We start from the raw sequence: 16,687 nt of genomic DNA on the forward strand, positions 1-16,687 counted from the left end.
TCGCCTAGGAGGTCCGATGTCTGACGCGTCCCTGTCCAGCGAGTCCCTGGCCTACCGCCACGCCCTGGACGCCATCCGGGCCGTCGAGCCCGCCGTCGCCGCCGCGATCGGCGCCGAGCTGCACGACCAGCGCGAGTCGCTGAAGCTGATCGCCAGCGAGAACTACGCCTCGCCCGCGACCCTGCTGGCCATGGGCAACTGGTTCAGCGACAAGTACGCCGAGGGCACCGTCGGCCGCCGCTTCTACGCCGGCTGCAAAAACGTCGACACCGTCGAGGCACTGGCCGCCGAGCACGCCCGCGAACTGTTCGGCGCGCAGCACGCCTACGTGCAGCCGCACTCGGGCATCGACGCGAACCTGGTCGCCTTCTGGGCCGTGCTCGCCCAGCGGGTGGAGAGCCCGGCGCTGGCCAGGGCGCAGGCCCGCCACGTCAACGACCTCAACGAGGCCGACTGGGCCACGCTGCGCCGCGAGCTCGGCGACCAGCGCATGCTCGGCATGTCCCTGGACGCGGGCGGCCACCTCACGCACGGCTTCCGCCCCAACATCTCCGGCAAGATGTTCGAGCAGCGCAGCTACGGCACCGACCCGGCGACGGGCCTGGTCGACTACGACGCCCTGGCGACGTCGGCGCGCGAGTTCCGGCCGCTGATCATCGTCGCGGGCTACTCGGCGTACCCCCGGCTGGTGAACTTCCGGATCATGCGCGAGATCGCCGACGAGGTCGGCGCGACCCTGATGGTCGACATGGCGCACTTCGCGGGCCTGGTCGCGGGCAAGGTGCTGACCGGCGACTTCGACCCGATCCCGCACGCGCAGATCGTCACCACCACCACGCACAAGTCGCTGCGCGGCCCGCGCGGCGGCATGGTGCTGTGCCAGACCGAACTGGCCGAGCAGGTCGACCGCGGCTGCCCGATGGTGCTCGGCGGCCCGCTGCCGCACGTCATGGCCGCCAAGGCGGTCGCGCTGGCCGAGGCGCGCCGCCCCGAGTTCCGCGACTACGCCCAGCGCATCGTCGACAACGCCAACGCGCTGGCCGAGGGCCTGCTCCAGCGCGGCGCGAAGCTGGTCACCGGCGGCACCGACAACCACCTGGTGCTGCTGGACGTGTCGTCGTACGGCATCACCGGCCGCCAGGCCGAGTCGGCGCTGCTCGACGCGAACATCGTCACCAACCGCAACGCGGTGCCGCAGGACGGCAACGGCGCCTGGTACACCTCCGGCATCCGCCTGGGCACCCCCGCGCTCACCACGCGCGGCCTGGGCACGGCCGAGATGGACCAGATCGCCGACCTGATCCACACCGTGCTCGCGGGCACCACGCCGGGCACCACCGGCGGCAAGCCGTCCAAGGCCGCGTACGTGCTGGCCGACGGCGTCGCCGACCGCGTCGCGGGCCAGACCACCGACCTGCTCAAGGGTTTCCCGCTCTACCCGACGATCGACCTCGGCTGAGCGACCGCCCCGCGGCGGTTGGCGCAGGACGTCTACATTGGCCCGATGGACTCCATGGTTCTTGTCGTCGCCGGAGTGGCGTGCCTGTTCCTTGTCGTGATCGTCGTCGTGGTGGTGAGCGTCGTCGCCTCGCGCGGCTCCTCCCGCCGGGGACCCACCGGGGTGACGCATCGGCCGGGCGGCTACGTCGGGCCCGTGCACACCGGCTCCACGTCCGGCGACCCGGTCTGGACCGAAGAGCAGACGTGGATGCACAACTCCGGCGCGAGCAGCGGCGGGTCGGACTCCGGCAGCGGCTGGTCGGGCGGCGGTTCCGACTCCGGCGGCGGCTGGTCGGGCGGCGGCAGCGACTCCGGCGGCGGCAGCAGTTCCGGCGGTGGCGGCAGCGACTCCGGCAGCAGTAGCAGCAGTTCCTAGGGCGTATGCGCGAAGGCCCCGTTCCCAGCCGGGAACGGGGCCTTCACGTCTGCGGCGTCAGCGCTTGGTGGGCGCCGCCCCCACCTTGTCGACCGCGACCAGCGAGATCAGGTCGTTGAGGTCCTTGCCGATGTACGCCACGGCACCGGCCGCGTAGTAGCGGCAGATCCCCGCGTCGAGCACCACCGGCTTGGTGCCGTTCTCGCAGGCGACCGCCCGGAAGCCCGGCGCGACCTGCAGCGAGCTGATGTTGTCGTTGCCGGCCCCGTCGAGGTCGCCCCGGGCGGCCTCGAAGATGCCCAGGCCCAGCGACGACTTGCCGCCCTTGAGGTCCCGGTCGGAGTACGCGGTCACGTTCGTGCCCTTGACCGGGTCACCGGAGACCAGCAGCAGCGAGATGCCGTCGTCGAGGTCCGTGCCGGTCAGCGTGTGCTCCCCGGCCGGGAAGGAGCGGCAGCGCCCGAGCGTGGCCAGACCCGACCCGGTCTTGCCGTCACCGGCGCAGGCGACGAGCCGGTAACCCGGCTCCACGCGCAGCGAGCTGATCGCGTCGTCGCCGACGGCGGACAGCTCACCCCGGCTGCCCTCGTACACCCCGGTCTCGAAGCTCTGGCCCTTGCCCTTGCTCTTGGCCTCGGAGAACACGGTCACCGGCGGGCCGACGACGCCGATCAGCGAGATCTTGTCGTTGAGCGCGCCGACGGTGGCGTAGTCGCCGCTGCCCAGGATGCGGCAGACGCCGAGGTCGGCGCTACCGGAGCGGTCCTTGTCGCAGGCGATGAGCCGGTGCCCCGCGCCGACCTTCAGCGAGCTGATCGACGTGCTGTCGCCACCGGTGAGCTCACCGGCGACCGACTCGTGCATGCCCGCGCCCAGCGACTGCGCGGTGCCCTTGAAGCCCGTCTCGGCGTAGCCGGTCACGCCCTTGCCCTCGACCGGGCCGCCGAAGACGGTCAGCGACGACATCCTGTCGTTGAAGACGTCCAGCGCGGCGTGGTCGCCGGGCCCGAAGTAGCGGCAGGTGCCCAGGTCGGGCGCGGTCGACGGGTTGTCGCAGGCGACGACCCGGTAGCCGCCGGCCACCCGCAGCGAGCTGGCCGTGTTGTCCTTGACCTTGCCGAACGAGGCGGCGTCGAAGATCCCGGTGCCCAGTCCCTTCGAGTCGCCCTTGAACGCGCCGTCGGAGTACAGCGTCACCGGCGAGCCGGTGTCCTTGCGCACGTAGCGCACGCGCAGGATCTTCGCGCCCGAGTCGGTGGCGTCACCGATCTTGGTGTACAGCGTGGTGAAGTAGAGGCCGTCCGGCCCCGGGGCCATGCCGCCGACGCTGGTCTTGCCGCTGCCGGTGTACTCGATCAGGGTCTTCGGGTCCTTGACCGAGCCGTCCTTGTTGAACTCGAACTCGACGATCTTCTTGCCGCGCCGCTGCGGGCCGCTGGCGTACGTCGGGCCGCTCAGCGACACGAACGCGTTGTTGTACTTCTCCTGCGGGAAACCCGCCGCGTGGTACACGTTCGGCTCGGTGAACGTGATGCCGACCGGGCCCTGGGTCTCCTTCCAGTTGTAGAGCGCGTTCTTGGTCAGGCCGCTCGCGCCGCCGGACCAGTGGTAGCGCCCGCCCTTGGTGATCCGGGCGAAGCGGTCGTTGACCGAGGGCCCGTTCTCGACCGAGTAGTGCTGGCCGTCAACCTGCCGCCACGCGCCGCCGAACGGGTTGCGCAGCCCGTACGCCCAGATGTAGTCCTTGGCCTGGAACTTGCCCGTGCCCTTGTAGAACGGGTTGTCGCTGGGCGCGGTGCCGTCCAGGTTCATCCGCAGCACCTTGCCGCGGAAGGAGTCCATGTCCTCGGCGGTGTCGGCGATGAAGCCGTCGCCCATGTGCACGTACAGCTTGCCGTCCGGGCCGAGGCTCAGGTTCGAGATCTGGTGCGAGGTCGACTGCGGCTCGTCCGGCGCCTTGAAGATCGTGGTCTTGGTCGCGGCGGTCAGGCCGCCGTCCTCGCTGTGGAAGCGCACGATCTTGGGGAGCAGGTCGCCGTCGTCCTTGTACAGCATCGACACGAACAGGTCGCCGGTCTTCGGCTCGATCACGATGCCGGTGACGCCCATCTCGCCGGTGCCCGGGAACTGGGCGCTCGGGTCGAAGTCGAGCAGGTCGTCGGCGTACGTGTGCTTCTTGAAGTCACCGGTGACCACGCGCACGCGGCCGTACAGCTCGGTGACGTAGAACAGCGGCTTGGTCGGATCGCCCGAGTAGTTCGGGACCATCGCGATGTTCACCGGCAGCGCCATGTCGCCGGTGACCTCCTCGACCACGAAGCCGGGCTGGTGGATCTTCCAGTCGCCCGCGCCGGGCAGCGGCTTGCGCTCGACGTCGGTCTTGAACGGCCGCGCCGAGTACGGGCTCCACGCCCCGGTCGTGTCGCGGTGGCGTACCCGCAGCGTGTAGTTCTTGTCCGGGATCAGGTCCTTGCGGCCGGTGAACGAGTTCTCGAACACGCCGTCGCCCAGGTGTACGTGCACCCGGCCGGTGTCGCTGGCGCAGGAGTCGAACCAGACCCGCTCGCCGGAGCCGGGGCCGCCGCCGAGCCAGATCTCCCAGTCGGTGCACAGGTGCGCGTCACCGGCGTCGTTGTTCTGCATCGCCCGCGTCTCCATGTGCACGTCGGCGGCGCTGAGCAGTCGGTTGTCCTTCTCCGGCTCGGTGATGACCGGGGCCGTGGGGGCCGCGGCACGGGCGGCGGCCGGGGCCGGCTGGGCCGCGGTGCCGAACATCAGGACAGCGGACAGCAGCGATGTGCCGAGCGCGCCTGCTCTCAATCCGTTATTCATGCTGGATATGCCTCCTGAAATGTCAACAAATGCGACAAACCAGGTCAGGCTACCTATAGCGCAGAGTGGTAGAAAGCGCACGCGCCGTGCGGGAGGTGTCTCGCGCGCTCGGCGGTCATCCGGTGCGCGCAGCGCGGACGCGAGAATCGTGTGCCGCCCGGGTCCCGTCAGCTGTTCTTCGACTTCTTCGCCGACGGCGCGGGGTGTGACTTACCGGGCTTCGGTGACGGCCCGCTGCCGGGTTTGCCGCTGGGCCGCCCGCCGCCCGCGTCGATCAGGGCAGTGCAGTAGTCGGCGAGATCCCGCCCGCCCGCCGCGGCGATCAGGGCGGCGTACATCGGGCCGTCCGTCGCCTTCGGCTTGTGCTTGTCCGCGGTGGCCAGGAACGCGCGGCACAGGCCGTGCAGGTTGCCCACGGCCCCGGCGGAGGCCGAGGGCAGTGCGGTGGGCGTGCCGCTCGGCGACGGCAGGCTGCTGCGGGCCGGGGTCGCGCCCGGGGCGGAACTCGGCGGCGACGTCGGGGACACCGTCGGGAACGGGTGGGGCAGCACGCCCGAGTGGGCCGCGAACGCGACGCCGCCGACCGTGAGCGCGGCGGCGATCGCCCCGACCTTCAGCGCGAGAGCCCGCCGCAGCGTACGGCCCTTGTGTGCCAGCGGCTGCGGGTACGCGGCACGGAAGGCGGCCAGCGCCGCGGCGGCCCCGGCGACCTCCTCCGGCCGCCCGGGCGCGGCGGCACGCGCCAGCAGCTCGCCGACCGGCCCCTGGCCGGTGACCGGGGTGCGCGCGCCGTCGAGCAACCGCTCGCTCGTGTCCGGATCGATCCCGGAAGAGAACTCGCTCATGTCACCTCGTTGAGCGTCGGGTCCGCGCCGGGTGTCACTGACACGCCACCGTGACGCTCGACACCCAGCACCTCGGCCAGCCGCCGCAGCCCCCGGTGCGCGGCCATGCGCACCGCACCGGGCCGCTTGCCGAGCACGTCGGCGGCGGACCGGGCGTCCAGGCCCAGCACCGCCCGCAGCAGCACCGCCTCGGCCTGGTCGGCGGGCAGCGAGGCGATGAGGGAGAGCGCCACGCCGGTCGTCATCAGCTGCTCGGCGGATGCCGCGGTATCGTCGGTGGCGGGCAGCTCCACCATCGCCTCGACGGGCATCGGCACGGACGGGCGGCGCTGGTGGTGGCGCAGGTGGTCCATGGCCCGATGCCGGCCGACGGTGGCCGCCCAGCGCCGGAACCCGCCCTCGTCGCCCCTGAACGTGTGCAGGTCGCGCACGATCTGCAGCCAGGTCTCGGAGGCCACGTCCTCGGCGTCCGCGCCGACCAGCAGCCGCAGGTAGCGCAGCAGGCCGGGCTGTACCGCGTGGTAGAGGCGGTTGAATGCCGCCTCGTCGCCCTGGCGGGCCGCCTGGACCTCTGCCGTCAGGTCGGCAGCAGGGGGTAGCGGGTTGGTCACCAGCAGCTCCCCTCGACGCGTCTCTGAGCGCTTGATTGTGCACACATGCCGCCCGCCATGGTTAACCGGCCGGTCTCCCCTGACGTACCTCGTGGTGATCCAGCCCACGGTCATGGCCCTGGTCGGCGACCGCCCGCGCTGGCACCGCATGGCCCGCACCGGTGCCGCCGCCACCCACACGCCGCCCGACCGCAGGGCCGGGAGAGTGACAGATCTCCATCAATGGACGCCTGAACGGTGAACATTGTTTCCGGTTTCCGGGCATCATCAAACGGAGGTCCTCATGAGACGCCTCGCGCTGCTCCTCGCCCTACTGGTCGGGCTGGTCGGTCCGCTGCCCGCCGCCGCCGCGCCGCTGGCCGCGGTCACGCCGATCCAGATCTACGGTGCGTGGCACTGCGGCAACGACGCCTGTACGTGGGCGACGGTGCGGTCCGTGGCGGAGTTCGACAGCCAGAACCACTGGCTGGTCGACCGCGGCGACGGCCGCCCGTCGGTCAACCTGGTCGTGCTCAGCTTCGTCAACCCGCTCAAACTGCTGAACGCCACCACCGACGCCGCCACGCTCGACGGCGTGCCCCGCGGCATGACGCAGGAGATCGTCAACCACTTCACCTCGCGCGGCATCCGGGTGATGCTCTCCATCGGGGGGATCACCTACACCGCCGACTGGGACGCCGCGCTCACCGCGAACGCCACCCTGCTCGGCCAGCGCGCCGCCGCGGTGGCGACCCGGTTGGGGGTCGGCATCGAGATCGACTAAGAGCAGAACACCAACCCGAACACCGCCGCCCTGCAGAACTTCATCACCGCGTACCGGGCGGTGCACCCGTATGACGCGAGCGGCGCGAATCCGCGGGCGCGGCTGACCATCGACGTGGCCGCCGGGGACCGCTGGCTGATCGCGCTGAACCAGAAGGCGACCGCCGACTGGCTGCGTACGGACCATCCGGTGCTCGACTGGGCCAACGCGATGGTCCCGGCCCGGCAGCCGTCGGCGTCGACGGCGCAGGCCAACTGGCAGGAGCACATCGACGGCAAGCCGCAGTACGACCCGCCGGTGCCGCCGCTGGCCCCGGCGAAGTTCACCGGCGGCCTCTACATCGCCGAAGGCAGCAGGACACGTCCGGAGTGCACGAACTACGCGAACTCGGTGCAGAAGGCGGCGGCGCCGTACGTGCAGTCGGTCGCACCGAACGGCGCGGGCACGACGGCGGGGATGCTCGGGTTCATGTTCTGGGCCGCCGAGAAGCCGTCGACCCGCGGGATCGGCACGGCCCCGCCGAACACCTGCGAGGGTGGCATGGGCGTCGGCGCGACCAGCCTGAACATCCCGGTCCCGATGCCGGCGCTGCGGCAGAGCTGACGCGGCCACAGGCCGTGAGCGGGCGCTCGTTTCGGGACGCATGAGCGTCCGGAAACGAGCGCCCGTAGGAGCACGTGGTGCTCAGGCGCGGTACGCCGTCCAGGCGTCGAGCATGCGGGTCGCCTGGCCCGCGGTGAACTGGTACATGCAGGCGTCGTCGGTGTAGTCCATGAAGTTGTGGATCGGGTCGAGGCCCGGCTTGCTCTTGCAGGTGTCCAGGTTGGTCGGGCAGCCGAACGCGGCCGCCTTCTCCGCCGGGGTGTCGGCGACCTGGTCACCCTGACCGTTACAGCCGCCCTGGAAGGTGTGGTAGAGGTTCAGCCAGTGGCCGATCTCGTGGGTGGCGGTGTCGCCCAGGTTGTACGGGCTGGCATTGCCGCCGGGCAGCGACTCGGCCAGGATCACCGCGCCGTCGTAGGAGGTGATGTTCGACTGGGGGAAGGTGGCCCAGCCGAGCAGGTCCTGGCTGAGCAGGCCGGTGTACACGTTCAGGGTGCCGTCGCCGCCGACCCGCAGCGCCGCCTTCATCTGCTTCTCCGTGTTGGAGTTGTAGACGATCGGGTACCAGGCCGGGTTGGTGACCCGGTTGATCGACTGCAACTGGAACGCGAACGCGGTCGCCGCGCCGCCGGTGCTGCCCGCGTACGCCTGGTTGAGCACGCTGATCTGGTTGTTGATCATCGAGTCGGGGATGTTGCCGTTGGCGCGGGTGCCGTCCTCGGAGATCACGTGCACGACCACCGGGATGGTGACGGTCGCGGCGGCGGCCACACCGGCGCGGGCCTTGCCCTTGGCCTTGAGCGCGGCGTCGAGGGCCTGCTCGTTGGCGGTGACCTGCTCGGTGGTCAGCTCGTTGGGGTCGTGCTTGGCGGAGCCGCCTGGCTTGGCCTTCAGTGCCGCGCCCGGCTCCACGCACACCGGCGCGGGCGCCGCGGCCACACCGACCGCCGCCCCTCCGGTGAGCGTTGACGCCGCGACGAGCGCGGTCAGTCCGAGCGTGCTGAGGGAGCGCCTCAGATTCATCGATTCACCTCTCCTGCCCCTGGGCGCGGTGGGGTGACCCGCGCCGTTGCCCTGCATGTGGGTGGGACGCTAGAGCTGATCGATGGAGATCAAAATCATGTATACGGATGGGTGCGCTGTCACGGTGCTGTCACGGGTCTCGGCGAACCCGGTCCGCGCCGCCGTACGCTGGGGTAGAACTGCAACTGTGGCCGACAAGCTCGCGCCGTACCGGGGGAAGCGGTCGGCGGCGCGTACACCCGAGCCGGTGCCCGCGGCCGGGCCGCTGCCGCGCGGGCACGACGACACGTTCGTGATCCAGGAGCACCACGCCCGCGCCCTGCACTGGGACTTCCGCCTCGAACGCGGCGGCGTGCTCGTCTCCTGGGCGGTCCCCAAGGGCCTGCCACTGAACCCCGAGGACAACCGCCTCGCCGTCCACACCGAGGATCACCCGCTCGCGTACGCGAGCTTCGCCGGTCACATCCCGGCGGGGGAGTACGGCGGCGGCGAGGTCGCCATCTGGGACCGGGGCACCTATGACCTGGAGAAGTGGACCGACGACGAGGTGAAGGTCGTCCTGCACGGCCACCGGGTCGAGGGCCGTTACGTGCTCATCCACACCCGTGGCACGCAGTGGCTGATGCACCGCATGGATCCCGCTCCGGCCGACCGGTCCGCGCTGCCCGAGCTGGTCCGGCCCATGCTGGCGACGCTCGGCGAGCTGCCCCCGCCCGCGCGGGACGACCGGTACGGCTACGAGCTGAAATGGGACGGCGTACGGGCCGTCGTCTACGCCGAGGGCGGGCGGGTGCGCGCGCTGAGCCGCAACGACCTGGACGTCACCGCGGCCTACCCGGAACTGCGGGCGTTCGGGGAGGCGCTCGGGTCGACGAGCGCGGTGTTCGACGGGGAGCTGGTCGCGTTCGACCGGTCCGGGCGGATCTCGTTCGGGGCGCTCCAGCCGCGGATGCACGTGCAGGACGCGGCGCGGGTGCGGCGGCTGGCCGCGCAGACTCCGGTCACGTACGTCATCTTCGACCTGCTGCACCTCGACGGGCGGGACACCGCGAGCCTGCCCTACCGGCAGCGGCGGGAACTGCTGGAGGGGCTCGGCCTGTCAGGCGCGCACTGGGACACCCCGCCGTACACCGAGGGCGGCGGGACGCGGCTGCTGACCACCTCACGCGAGCAGGGCCTGGAGGGGGTCGTCGCGAAACTGCTGGACTCGGTGTACGAGCCGGGGCGGCAGTCACGGGCCTGGATCAAGGTCAAGAACCTGCGTACGCAGGAGGTCGTGATCGTGGGCTGGCGGCCCGGACGGGGTGGCCGCGCCGACACGATCGGTTCGCTGCTGCTGGGCATCCCGGACGCGGGCGGTCTGCGCTACGCCGGTTCGGTCGGCACGGGCTTCACCCGGCAGATGCTCGACGACCTGCGGCAGCGGCTGTCCAAGCTGGAGCGGCGCACGACGCCGCTGACCGGCGCGCTGCCGGCCCGCGACGTCAAAGACACGCACTGGGTCACCCCGAAACTGGTCGGCGAGGTGCGCTTCACCGAGTGGACCCGCGACGGCCGCCTGCGTCACCCGGCCTGGCGCGGCCTGCGCCCGGACAAGGCACCGGCCGACGTGGTCCCCGAGACCTGACCGGGGCCGGCTATCGGCCCAGCAGCGGGATGTCGAGCAGGCCGGCGTGGTAGTCGCGGACGGCCTGGGCGAGCTCGTCGATGCTGAGCTGGCCGTCGTGGTTCTCGTCGATCTGGTCGAAGGCCTCTTCGGCGTGCGGCTTGGTGACGCCGATGGCCTCGATCCAGCGGCGGAACTCGGTCGGGTTGACCTGGCCGTCGCCGTCGGTGTCGCACAGGTCCAGGGTCGCGCTGATGGTGGGGCGCAGCACGGCGCTGAAACCGGTGTTGCCCATGAGGATGATCTCAGTCTGCGCGATGCGGTCGAACTGCTTGGCCGACAGCGTGGCGTCGGGCTGCAGGCTCGCCTTGGCGGCCAGGTAATCCCACATCGCCAGGTAAGCGTCGAGCACCGCGCGGCCGCGCGGGGACTGGTCGTCCTCGCCGAAGGCGGCCACGATGCGGCGACCCTCGGCCTCGAAGTCCGACCGGTCGACGTGGCCGTTGCCGTCGGTGTCCCACAGCCGGAACCGCCGCGCGAGCCGCTCGCTCCGAACGTCCAACATGTGTCGCACCCCCTGCTCTGCCGGCGCTGAGCGCCGATCCGCAACCGAAGGCCGTATGGGAACCGGGTGAGCCACGCCGAACCCGAGGCCTGTCAGGACAGTACCAAGCGCGGCGAACCGGCGGCGGAGCGTTGCGATTCTGTGACACAGTGTGACGAGAGCCGGTGACGGCGCGCCAGCCGCAAGCCGTTCCGGGGAATGGAGACGGCCATGGCCCGGCCTCGCATCGTCATCGTCGGAGCGGGATTCGCGGGCTTCCACGCTGCCCGCCGCCTGGCGCGCTCGTCGCGCGGCCACGCCGACATCACCCTGGTCAACCCCGCCGACTACCTGCTCTACGTGCCGCTGCTGCCCGAGGTGATGGCAGGCCTGCTGGAGCCGCGCCGGATCGCGGTGTCACTGGCCGGGACGCTCAAGCACGTACGCCAGGTGCCCGGCATGGTCACCGGCGTCGACCTGGACCAGCGGCGGATCACCTACACCGGGCCCGAGGGCGCGCAGAACACCCTCGACTACGACCGGCTCGTGCTCACCCCCGGCAGCGTCAACCGGCTGCTGCCCATCCCGGGCGTCGACATGTACGCCCACGGGCTGCGCGGCCTGGCCGAAGCCATGTTCCTGCGCGACCACATCACCCTCCAGGTCGAACTGGCCGCCCAGGCCACCGACCCCGACGAGCGCCGCGCCCGGTGCACCTTCGTCGTGGTCGGCGCGGGCTACACCGGCACCGAGGTCGCCGCGCACGGCCAGCTGTTCACCGACGCGCTGGCCAGGTCACTGCCCCGGCTGCGGGAACGGCCGCGCTGGCTGCTGCTCGACACCGCCGAGCGGGTGCTGCCCGAACTCGACCCGCGCCTGTCCCGCACCGCGGCGCGGGTGCTCGCGCGGCGCGGCGTCGACGTGCGGATGCGCACCTCGGTGCGCCAGGCCGAGGCCGAGGGCGTACAGCTCACCGACGACTCGTACGTGCCGACGCGCTCGCTGATCTGGTGCGTCGGGGTGCGCCCCGATCCGCTGGTGGACGGCCTCGGGCTGCCGACCGTGCAGGGCCGCCTGATCGTCGACGAGTACCTCACCGTGCCCGGCCACCCCGAGGTGTTCGCCTGTGGCGACGCCGCCGCCGTGCCCGACCTGACCCGTCCGGGCCACCACACGCCGATGACCGCCCAGCACGCCGTACGGCAGGGCCGGGCCGTCGCGCACAACGTGGCCGCCTCCTGCGGGGTCGGCACACGTAAGGCGTACCGCCACCATGACCTGGGGTTCCTGGTCGACCTCGGCGGGATCGCCGCGGCCGCGAACCCGTTCGGCGTGCCGCTGTCCGGGCTGCCCGCCGCGGTCGTCACCCGCGGCTACCACCTGCTCTCCCTGCCCGGCAACCGCGCCCGGGTGGCCGCCGACTGGCTGCTCGACGTGATCCTGCCGACCACGTCGGTGCGCCTCAGCCTGGTCCCACCCCAGGCCGCCGACCTGGACATGGACTGCGAACCCGTCCCCGACCCCGGCCGCCACGCCATGCCCGCGCCGTCCCCCCAGGTCCCCGCCGGCTTCATCCCCGCCGACGACCCCGCCGCACCACCCACCACCCGTTGATCCCGCCGCCCCGCTCTTTGATAGACGTTGGCCTATCCAGATGAAAAAACGTAGATCAAATTCCCCCGGATAGGCCAACGTCTATCGCGAAATCGACGGGCGAACCCGCCGCCGCGACGGTGATCCGTTTTTGTGGGCGCTGGATGCCCCCCGAGCGGCATCCAGCGCCCACAAAAACAGATCATGGGCGAGGTTCAGGCCGCGATGGGTGCGGCCCGGCGGTCCGCTTGCGCCTCGGCGGTCGGGCGCGGCTCGCGCAGCACGGCGTACGCCACCACGAACGCCCCCACCATCAACCCGGCCCCCACCGTGTACGCCAGCCGGTATCCACCCGTCAGCGCCTCGGCCTCGCTCGCGCCCCCGGCCAGCGCGTGCCCCGTATGCCCCGCCGCCAGCGTCGACAGGACCGCCACCCCGACCGCCATCCCGATCTGCTGCGTCGTGTTGAACAGCCCCGACGCGAGCCCGGCGTCATCGGCCCCCGCCCCGGACATCCCGAGCGTCGTCAACGCGGGCAGCGCCAGCCCGAACCCGGCCGCCAGCAGCATCGCGGGAAGCAGGTCGGTCACGTACGACGCCTGCACCGGAATCCGGGCCAGCAGCGCCAGCAGCACGATCAGCAGCGCGAGCCCGCTCAGCAGCACCCGCCGCTCGCCGTACCGCGTGTTGAGCCGCGCCGACACCCCCAGTGATACCGCCCCGATGACCAGCGCCGCCGGCAGCATCGCCAGCCCGGTCTCCCCGGCCCCGTAGCCGAGCACCTTCTGCAGGTAGAGCGCGGTGATGATCTGGAACGAGAACAGCGCGGCGACCATCAGCATCTGCACCAGGTTCGCCCCGGCGACGCTGCGCGAGGCCAGGATGCGCGGCGGCATGAGCGGCCGCCGCGCGGTGGCCTGCCGCACCGCGAACGCGGCCAGCAGCAGCACCGCCACCGCACCGGTGGTCAGCGTCGGTGCCGCCGTCCAGCCGTACTCCTCGACCTTGACCACGGTGTAGATGCCCATCATCAGCCCGGCCGTGACCAGCAGCGCCCCGGCGACGTCGGCTCCGGCGGCCAGCCCCAGTCCACGGTCGGCGGGCAGCACCGCGACGGCGACCGCCAGCGCGGCGACCCCGATCGGCAGGTTGATGAAGAAGATCCAGTGCCAGTCGAGCGTATCGGTCAGCACGCCGCCGAGCACCTGCCCCAGCGACGCCCCGGCCGCGCCGGTGAAGCTGAACACCGCGATGGCCCTGGCCCGCTCACCGGGTGCCGGGAACAGGTTGACCAGGATGCCCAGCCCGACCGCGGCGGCCATGGCACTGCCGACGCCCTGGGCGAAGCGCGCGGCGATCAGCAGCGCCGGGGTGTCGGCGAGCCCGGCCAGCAGCGACGCGGCGGTGAACACGGCCGTGCCGGCCAGGAACATCCGGCGGCGGCCGAGCAGGTCGCCGAGCCGCCCGGCCAGCAGCAGCAGGCTGCCGAAGGCGATCAGGTACGCGTTGACGACCCAGCTCAGACCGGCTGCCGTGAAGCCGAGGTCCTGCTGGATGGCGGGCATCGCGACGGTGACGATGCTGCCGTCGAGGACGGTCATCAGCAGCCCGGTCGCGATCACCCCCAGCGCGATCCAGCGCGAGCGTCGCGGTGCTGGCGATACAGACATGGGGTCCTCCTGTGGACGGTGCCGACAGGAGAGACCGTAGCGGATAGTTCTGTTACAGACAATCTTTTACGGATCGAGAACGCCTACTGCCGTGCCCGCCGCACCGGCTGCCCCGCCTCGGCGGGCGCGGCCAGATGCCCCGCCACCAGGCCTTCCAGTGCGCGCAGTAGCGCCTCACGCTGCGCCGACGGCAGCGCGGACAGGGCTTGCTCGTGTACGCGGTCGACGATCTGCTGGCTGCGGGCGGCCAGCTTCGCCCCCTCGGGGGTCACCGCGATGATCCGGGCGCGCCGGTCGGTGCTCGACGGGCGGCGCTCGGCCAGGCCCGCCTTCTCCAGCGCGTCGACGGTGACGACCATCGTGGTCTTGTCCATGTCGCCGAGTGCCGCGAGCTGGATCTGGGTCCGCTCCTCCTCGAGCGCGTGCACCAGCACGCAGTGCATCCGCGCGGTCAGCCCGATCTCGGCCAGCGCCGCGGCCATCCGGCCACGCAGCACGTGGCTGGTGTGGTCCAGCAGGAACGACAGGTCGGGGCTGGTGCGGGTGGGCGCCATCGCGGTCATGCCCGCCAGTGTACGCAAACTCGATCCGTTGCAGATTATCTGCGCTGGTCAGCTCCGTGCGGGCTTCTTCGCGGGCAGCGGCAGGCCAAGCTGCTCGCGGATGGCGCGCTGGACCGCGGCCTTGCCCGACCGGGCGTCCACGCTGATCACCAGTTCCTTGCCCCGGAACAGCCCCAGCGCCGGGTCGGTCTTGGCGTGGTAGTCGGCCAGCCGGGAGGCGAGCGCCTCCTCGGTGTCGTCGGCGCGGCTGACCAGCTCGCCGCCGCAGGCGTCGCAGCGCCCCTCGCGGGCAGGGCTCTGCTCGATCAGGTTGTAGTCCATGCCGCAGTGCGAGCACAGCCGCCGGGCCAGCACCCGGCGGCGCACCTCACTGTCCGGCAGGTCGAGGTGGATCACCGCGTCGACGTCCCAGCTCTCCAGGAAGAACTGGGCCTGGCGGAGGTTGCGGGGGAAACCGTCGAGGACGAAGCCGTAGTTCCAGTCGTGCTGGGCCAGCCGGTCGCGCACCACGGACTCGGTGGTGGCGTCGTCGACCAGCTCCCCGGCGTGCATCGCCCGGCGCACCTGCGCGCCGAGCCTGGTGTGGTACTGCACGTGCCAGCGGTAGATGTCGCCGACGCTGATGTGCACCAGGTCGAAGTCGGCTGCCAGCTGCTTGGCCTGGGTGCCCTTGCCGCTGCCCTGAACGCCCATGATCACGTACTTGCGCACACCTGAATCCAACCACGTGCGGCCATCGGTGATGAGTGATTTATGGCCCCCGGCACACCCGGCGGCGGTACGTTGCGAAGCGTGGGGCCATCCGTTGAGGACCATGCCGGTGCGGTACGCGCTTTGCGGGCGCAGTACCAGGCGCTGCCGCGCACCGAACCGGTGCGGCTGGCCAAGCGCACCTCGAACCTGTTCCGCTTCGGCCGCCCGGACACCGGGCCCGGCCTCGACGTGAGCGCCTTCGGCTCGGGGGTCCTGGTCGACGAGGTCACGCGCACCGCCCAGGTGCAGGGCATGGTCACCTACGAGCGGCTGGTCGACGCGACGCTGCGGTTCGGGCTGATGCCGCTGGTCGTGCCGCAGCTCAAGACCATCACCATCGGCGGGGCGGTGGCCGGGCTGGGCATCGAGTCGTCGTCGTTGCGCAACGGGCTACCGCACGAGTCGGTGCTGGAGATGGAGATCCTCACCGGTGACGGCCGGGTGGTCACCGCCGCGCCCGACAACGAGCACGCCGAACTGTTCCGCGCCTTCCCCAACTCGTACGGCACCCTCGGCTACGCGCTGCGGCTGACCATCGAACTGGAGCCCGTCCAGCCGTACGTGCGGCTGCGGCACCGGCGCTTCGACAACGCGGCGGCCTGCTTCAAGGCGCTCGACGAGCTGTGCACCAGCGGCCGCGACGGCGACGCGCGTGTCGACTTCCTCGACGGCACCGTCTTCCACGGCCGCCAGATGTACCTGACCATCGGCACGTTCACCGACACCGCGCCGTGGACCAGCGACTACACCGGCCAGGAGATCTACTACCGGTCACCGGCCCGGCGGCCCATCGACTACCTGACGGTCCGCGACTACCTGTGGCGCTGGGACACCGACTGGTTCTGGTGCTCGCGGGCGTTCGGCGCGCAGCATCCCCTGGTACGCAGGCTGTGGCCGAGCCGCTACCGGCGCTCGGACGTGTACCACCGCATCGTCGGCTTCGACCGCAGGCACCGGCTCAGCGCCCGGCTGGACCGGGTGCGCGGGCGGGCGCCGCAGGAGGCCGTGGTGCAGGACGTCGAGGTGCCGGTGCGGCAGGGCCCGGAGTTCCTGGACTTCTTCCTCGACGAGGTCGGCATCACCCCGATCTGGCTGTGCCCGCTGCGCCAGCGCGATCCCGCGCCGTGGCCGCTCTACCCGCTCAAACCCGACGACCTCTACGTCAACTTCGGTTTCTGGTCCAGCGTCGCGCGGCGGCCCGGCCAGGCGGCCGACTTCCACAACCGGCTCATCGAGGCGCGCGTCGACGCGCTCGGCGGCCACAAGTCCCTCTACTCCACGGTGCACTACCCGCGCGAGGAGTTCTGGGAGCTCTACAACGGCCCCGCGTACGCGGCGGTAAAAGGCGAGTACGACCCGGACGGTCGGTTGCCCGACCTATACGACAAGTGCGTGCGGTGAGGTC

Annotated in this window: 15 protein-coding genes; 7 read left to right on the forward strand and 8 right to left on the reverse strand. The window is 71.5% G+C overall.

Going from position 1 to position 16,687, the window contains the following annotated elements; genetic code table 11:
• Positions 1-16 precede the first annotated feature (16 nt).
• Both HAV40_RS32470 and HAV40_RS32475 read left to right on the forward strand, forming a co-directional pair.
• On the forward strand, positions 17-1,459 hold the full coding sequence (locus HAV40_RS32470; RefSeq protein WP_166388107.1) for a glycine hydroxymethyltransferase: 1,443 nt from the start codon (positions 17-19) through the stop codon (positions 1,457-1,459).
• Between the two features lie 45 nt (positions 1,460-1,504).
• Complete coding sequence (locus HAV40_RS32475) at positions 1,505-1,876, forward strand: hypothetical protein (RefSeq protein ID WP_166388081.1); 372 nt, start codon at positions 1,505-1,507, stop codon at positions 1,874-1,876.
• Between the two features lie 57 nt (positions 1,877-1,933).
• Here the strand turns inward: HAV40_RS32475 and HAV40_RS32480 are convergent, their stop codons facing one another.
• The 3 genes from HAV40_RS32480 to HAV40_RS32490 all read right to left on the reverse strand — a co-directional run bounded on the left by HAV40_RS32480 (position 1,934) and on the right by HAV40_RS32490 (position 6,164).
• Entirely contained in the window at positions 1,934-4,708 is a 2,775-nt protein-coding gene (locus HAV40_RS32480) for a PQQ-dependent sugar dehydrogenase (RefSeq protein ID WP_166388108.1), read from the reverse strand.
• A 167-nt stretch (positions 4,709-4,875) separates the two neighbouring features.
• A complete protein-coding gene (locus HAV40_RS32485; protein ID WP_166388109.1) occupies positions 4,876-5,553 on the reverse strand; it encodes a hypothetical protein in 678 nt (225 codons plus the stop codon).
• Complete coding sequence (locus HAV40_RS32490; RefSeq protein ID WP_239085759.1) at positions 5,550-6,164, reverse strand: RNA polymerase sigma factor; 615 nt, start codon at positions 6,162-6,164, stop codon at positions 5,550-5,552. Before HAV40_RS32490 ends, HAV40_RS32485 begins: the two co-directional genes overlap by 4 nt.
• A gap of 283 nt (positions 6,165-6,447) precedes the next feature.
• On the opposite strand from HAV40_RS32490, the gene HAV40_RS38175 reads away from it, so the two are divergent.
• Together HAV40_RS38175 and HAV40_RS38180 are read left to right on the forward strand one after the other, a co-directional pair.
• Complete coding sequence (locus HAV40_RS38175) at positions 6,448-6,927, forward strand: hypothetical protein (RefSeq protein WP_203671031.1); 480 nt, start codon at positions 6,448-6,450, stop codon at positions 6,925-6,927.
• A 60-nt stretch (positions 6,928-6,987) separates the two neighbouring features.
• Positions 6,988-7,530 carry a hypothetical protein gene (locus tag HAV40_RS38180; RefSeq protein ID WP_203671030.1) on the forward strand — a complete coding sequence of 181 codons (543 nt, stop codon included), beginning with the start codon at positions 6,988-6,990 and terminating at the stop codon, positions 7,528-7,530.
• An 81-nt stretch (positions 7,531-7,611) separates the two neighbouring features.
• On the opposite strand, the gene HAV40_RS32500 is transcribed toward HAV40_RS38180, so the two are convergent.
• A complete protein-coding gene (locus HAV40_RS32500) occupies positions 7,612-8,553 on the reverse strand; it encodes a zinc metalloprotease (RefSeq protein WP_166388111.1) in 942 nt (313 codons plus the stop codon).
• A 187-nt stretch (positions 8,554-8,740) separates the two neighbouring features.
• Here HAV40_RS32500 and ligD point away from each other — a divergent pair, with 187 nt between their 5' ends.
• Positions 8,741-10,180: a non-homologous end-joining DNA ligase gene (gene ligD, locus HAV40_RS32505; RefSeq protein ID WP_166388112.1), complete on the forward strand. Its 1,440-nt coding sequence runs from the start codon at positions 8,741-8,743 to the stop codon at positions 10,178-10,180.
• Between the two features lie 10 nt (positions 10,181-10,190).
• On the opposite strand, the gene HAV40_RS32510 is transcribed toward ligD, so the two are convergent.
• Positions 10,191-10,724 (reverse strand): EF-hand domain-containing protein, encoded by a 534-nt coding sequence (locus tag HAV40_RS32510; protein ID WP_166388113.1) that lies wholly within the window; start codon positions 10,722-10,724, stop codon positions 10,191-10,193.
• A gap of 210 nt (positions 10,725-10,934) precedes the next feature.
• On the opposite strand from HAV40_RS32510, the gene HAV40_RS32515 reads away from it, so the two are divergent.
• Positions 10,935-12,317, forward strand: a complete 1,383-nt coding sequence (locus HAV40_RS32515) for an NAD(P)/FAD-dependent oxidoreductase (protein WP_166388114.1) — start codon at positions 10,935-10,937, stop codon at positions 12,315-12,317.
• Positions 12,318-12,511: 194 nt separating this feature from the next.
• Here HAV40_RS32515 and HAV40_RS32520 read toward each other — a convergent pair whose 3' ends face one another.
• From HAV40_RS32520 to HAV40_RS32530, 3 genes are all read right to left on the reverse strand, one after another.
• Complete coding sequence (locus HAV40_RS32520; RefSeq protein WP_166388115.1) at positions 12,512-13,966, reverse strand: MFS transporter; 1,455 nt, start codon at positions 13,964-13,966, stop codon at positions 12,512-12,514.
• Positions 13,967-14,049: 83 nt separating this feature from the next.
• Positions 14,050-14,529 (reverse strand): MarR family winged helix-turn-helix transcriptional regulator, encoded by a 480-nt coding sequence (locus HAV40_RS32525; protein ID WP_166388116.1) that lies wholly within the window; start codon positions 14,527-14,529, stop codon positions 14,050-14,052.
• Between the two features lie 48 nt (positions 14,530-14,577).
• Complete coding sequence (locus HAV40_RS32530) at positions 14,578-15,240, reverse strand: adenylate kinase family protein (RefSeq protein WP_166388117.1); 663 nt, start codon at positions 15,238-15,240, stop codon at positions 14,578-14,580.
• An 81-nt stretch (positions 15,241-15,321) separates the two neighbouring features.
• Here HAV40_RS32530 and HAV40_RS32535 point away from each other — a divergent pair, with 81 nt between their 5' ends.
• Complete coding sequence (locus tag HAV40_RS32535) at positions 15,322-16,683, forward strand: FAD-binding oxidoreductase (RefSeq protein WP_239085757.1); 1,362 nt, start codon at positions 15,322-15,324, stop codon at positions 16,681-16,683.
• Positions 16,684-16,687 lie beyond the last annotated feature (4 nt).

This window comes from Catellatospora methionotrophica (assembly GCF_011297335.1).
GTDB lineage: Bacteria > Actinomycetota > Actinomycetes > Mycobacteriales > Micromonosporaceae > Catellatospora > Catellatospora methionotrophica.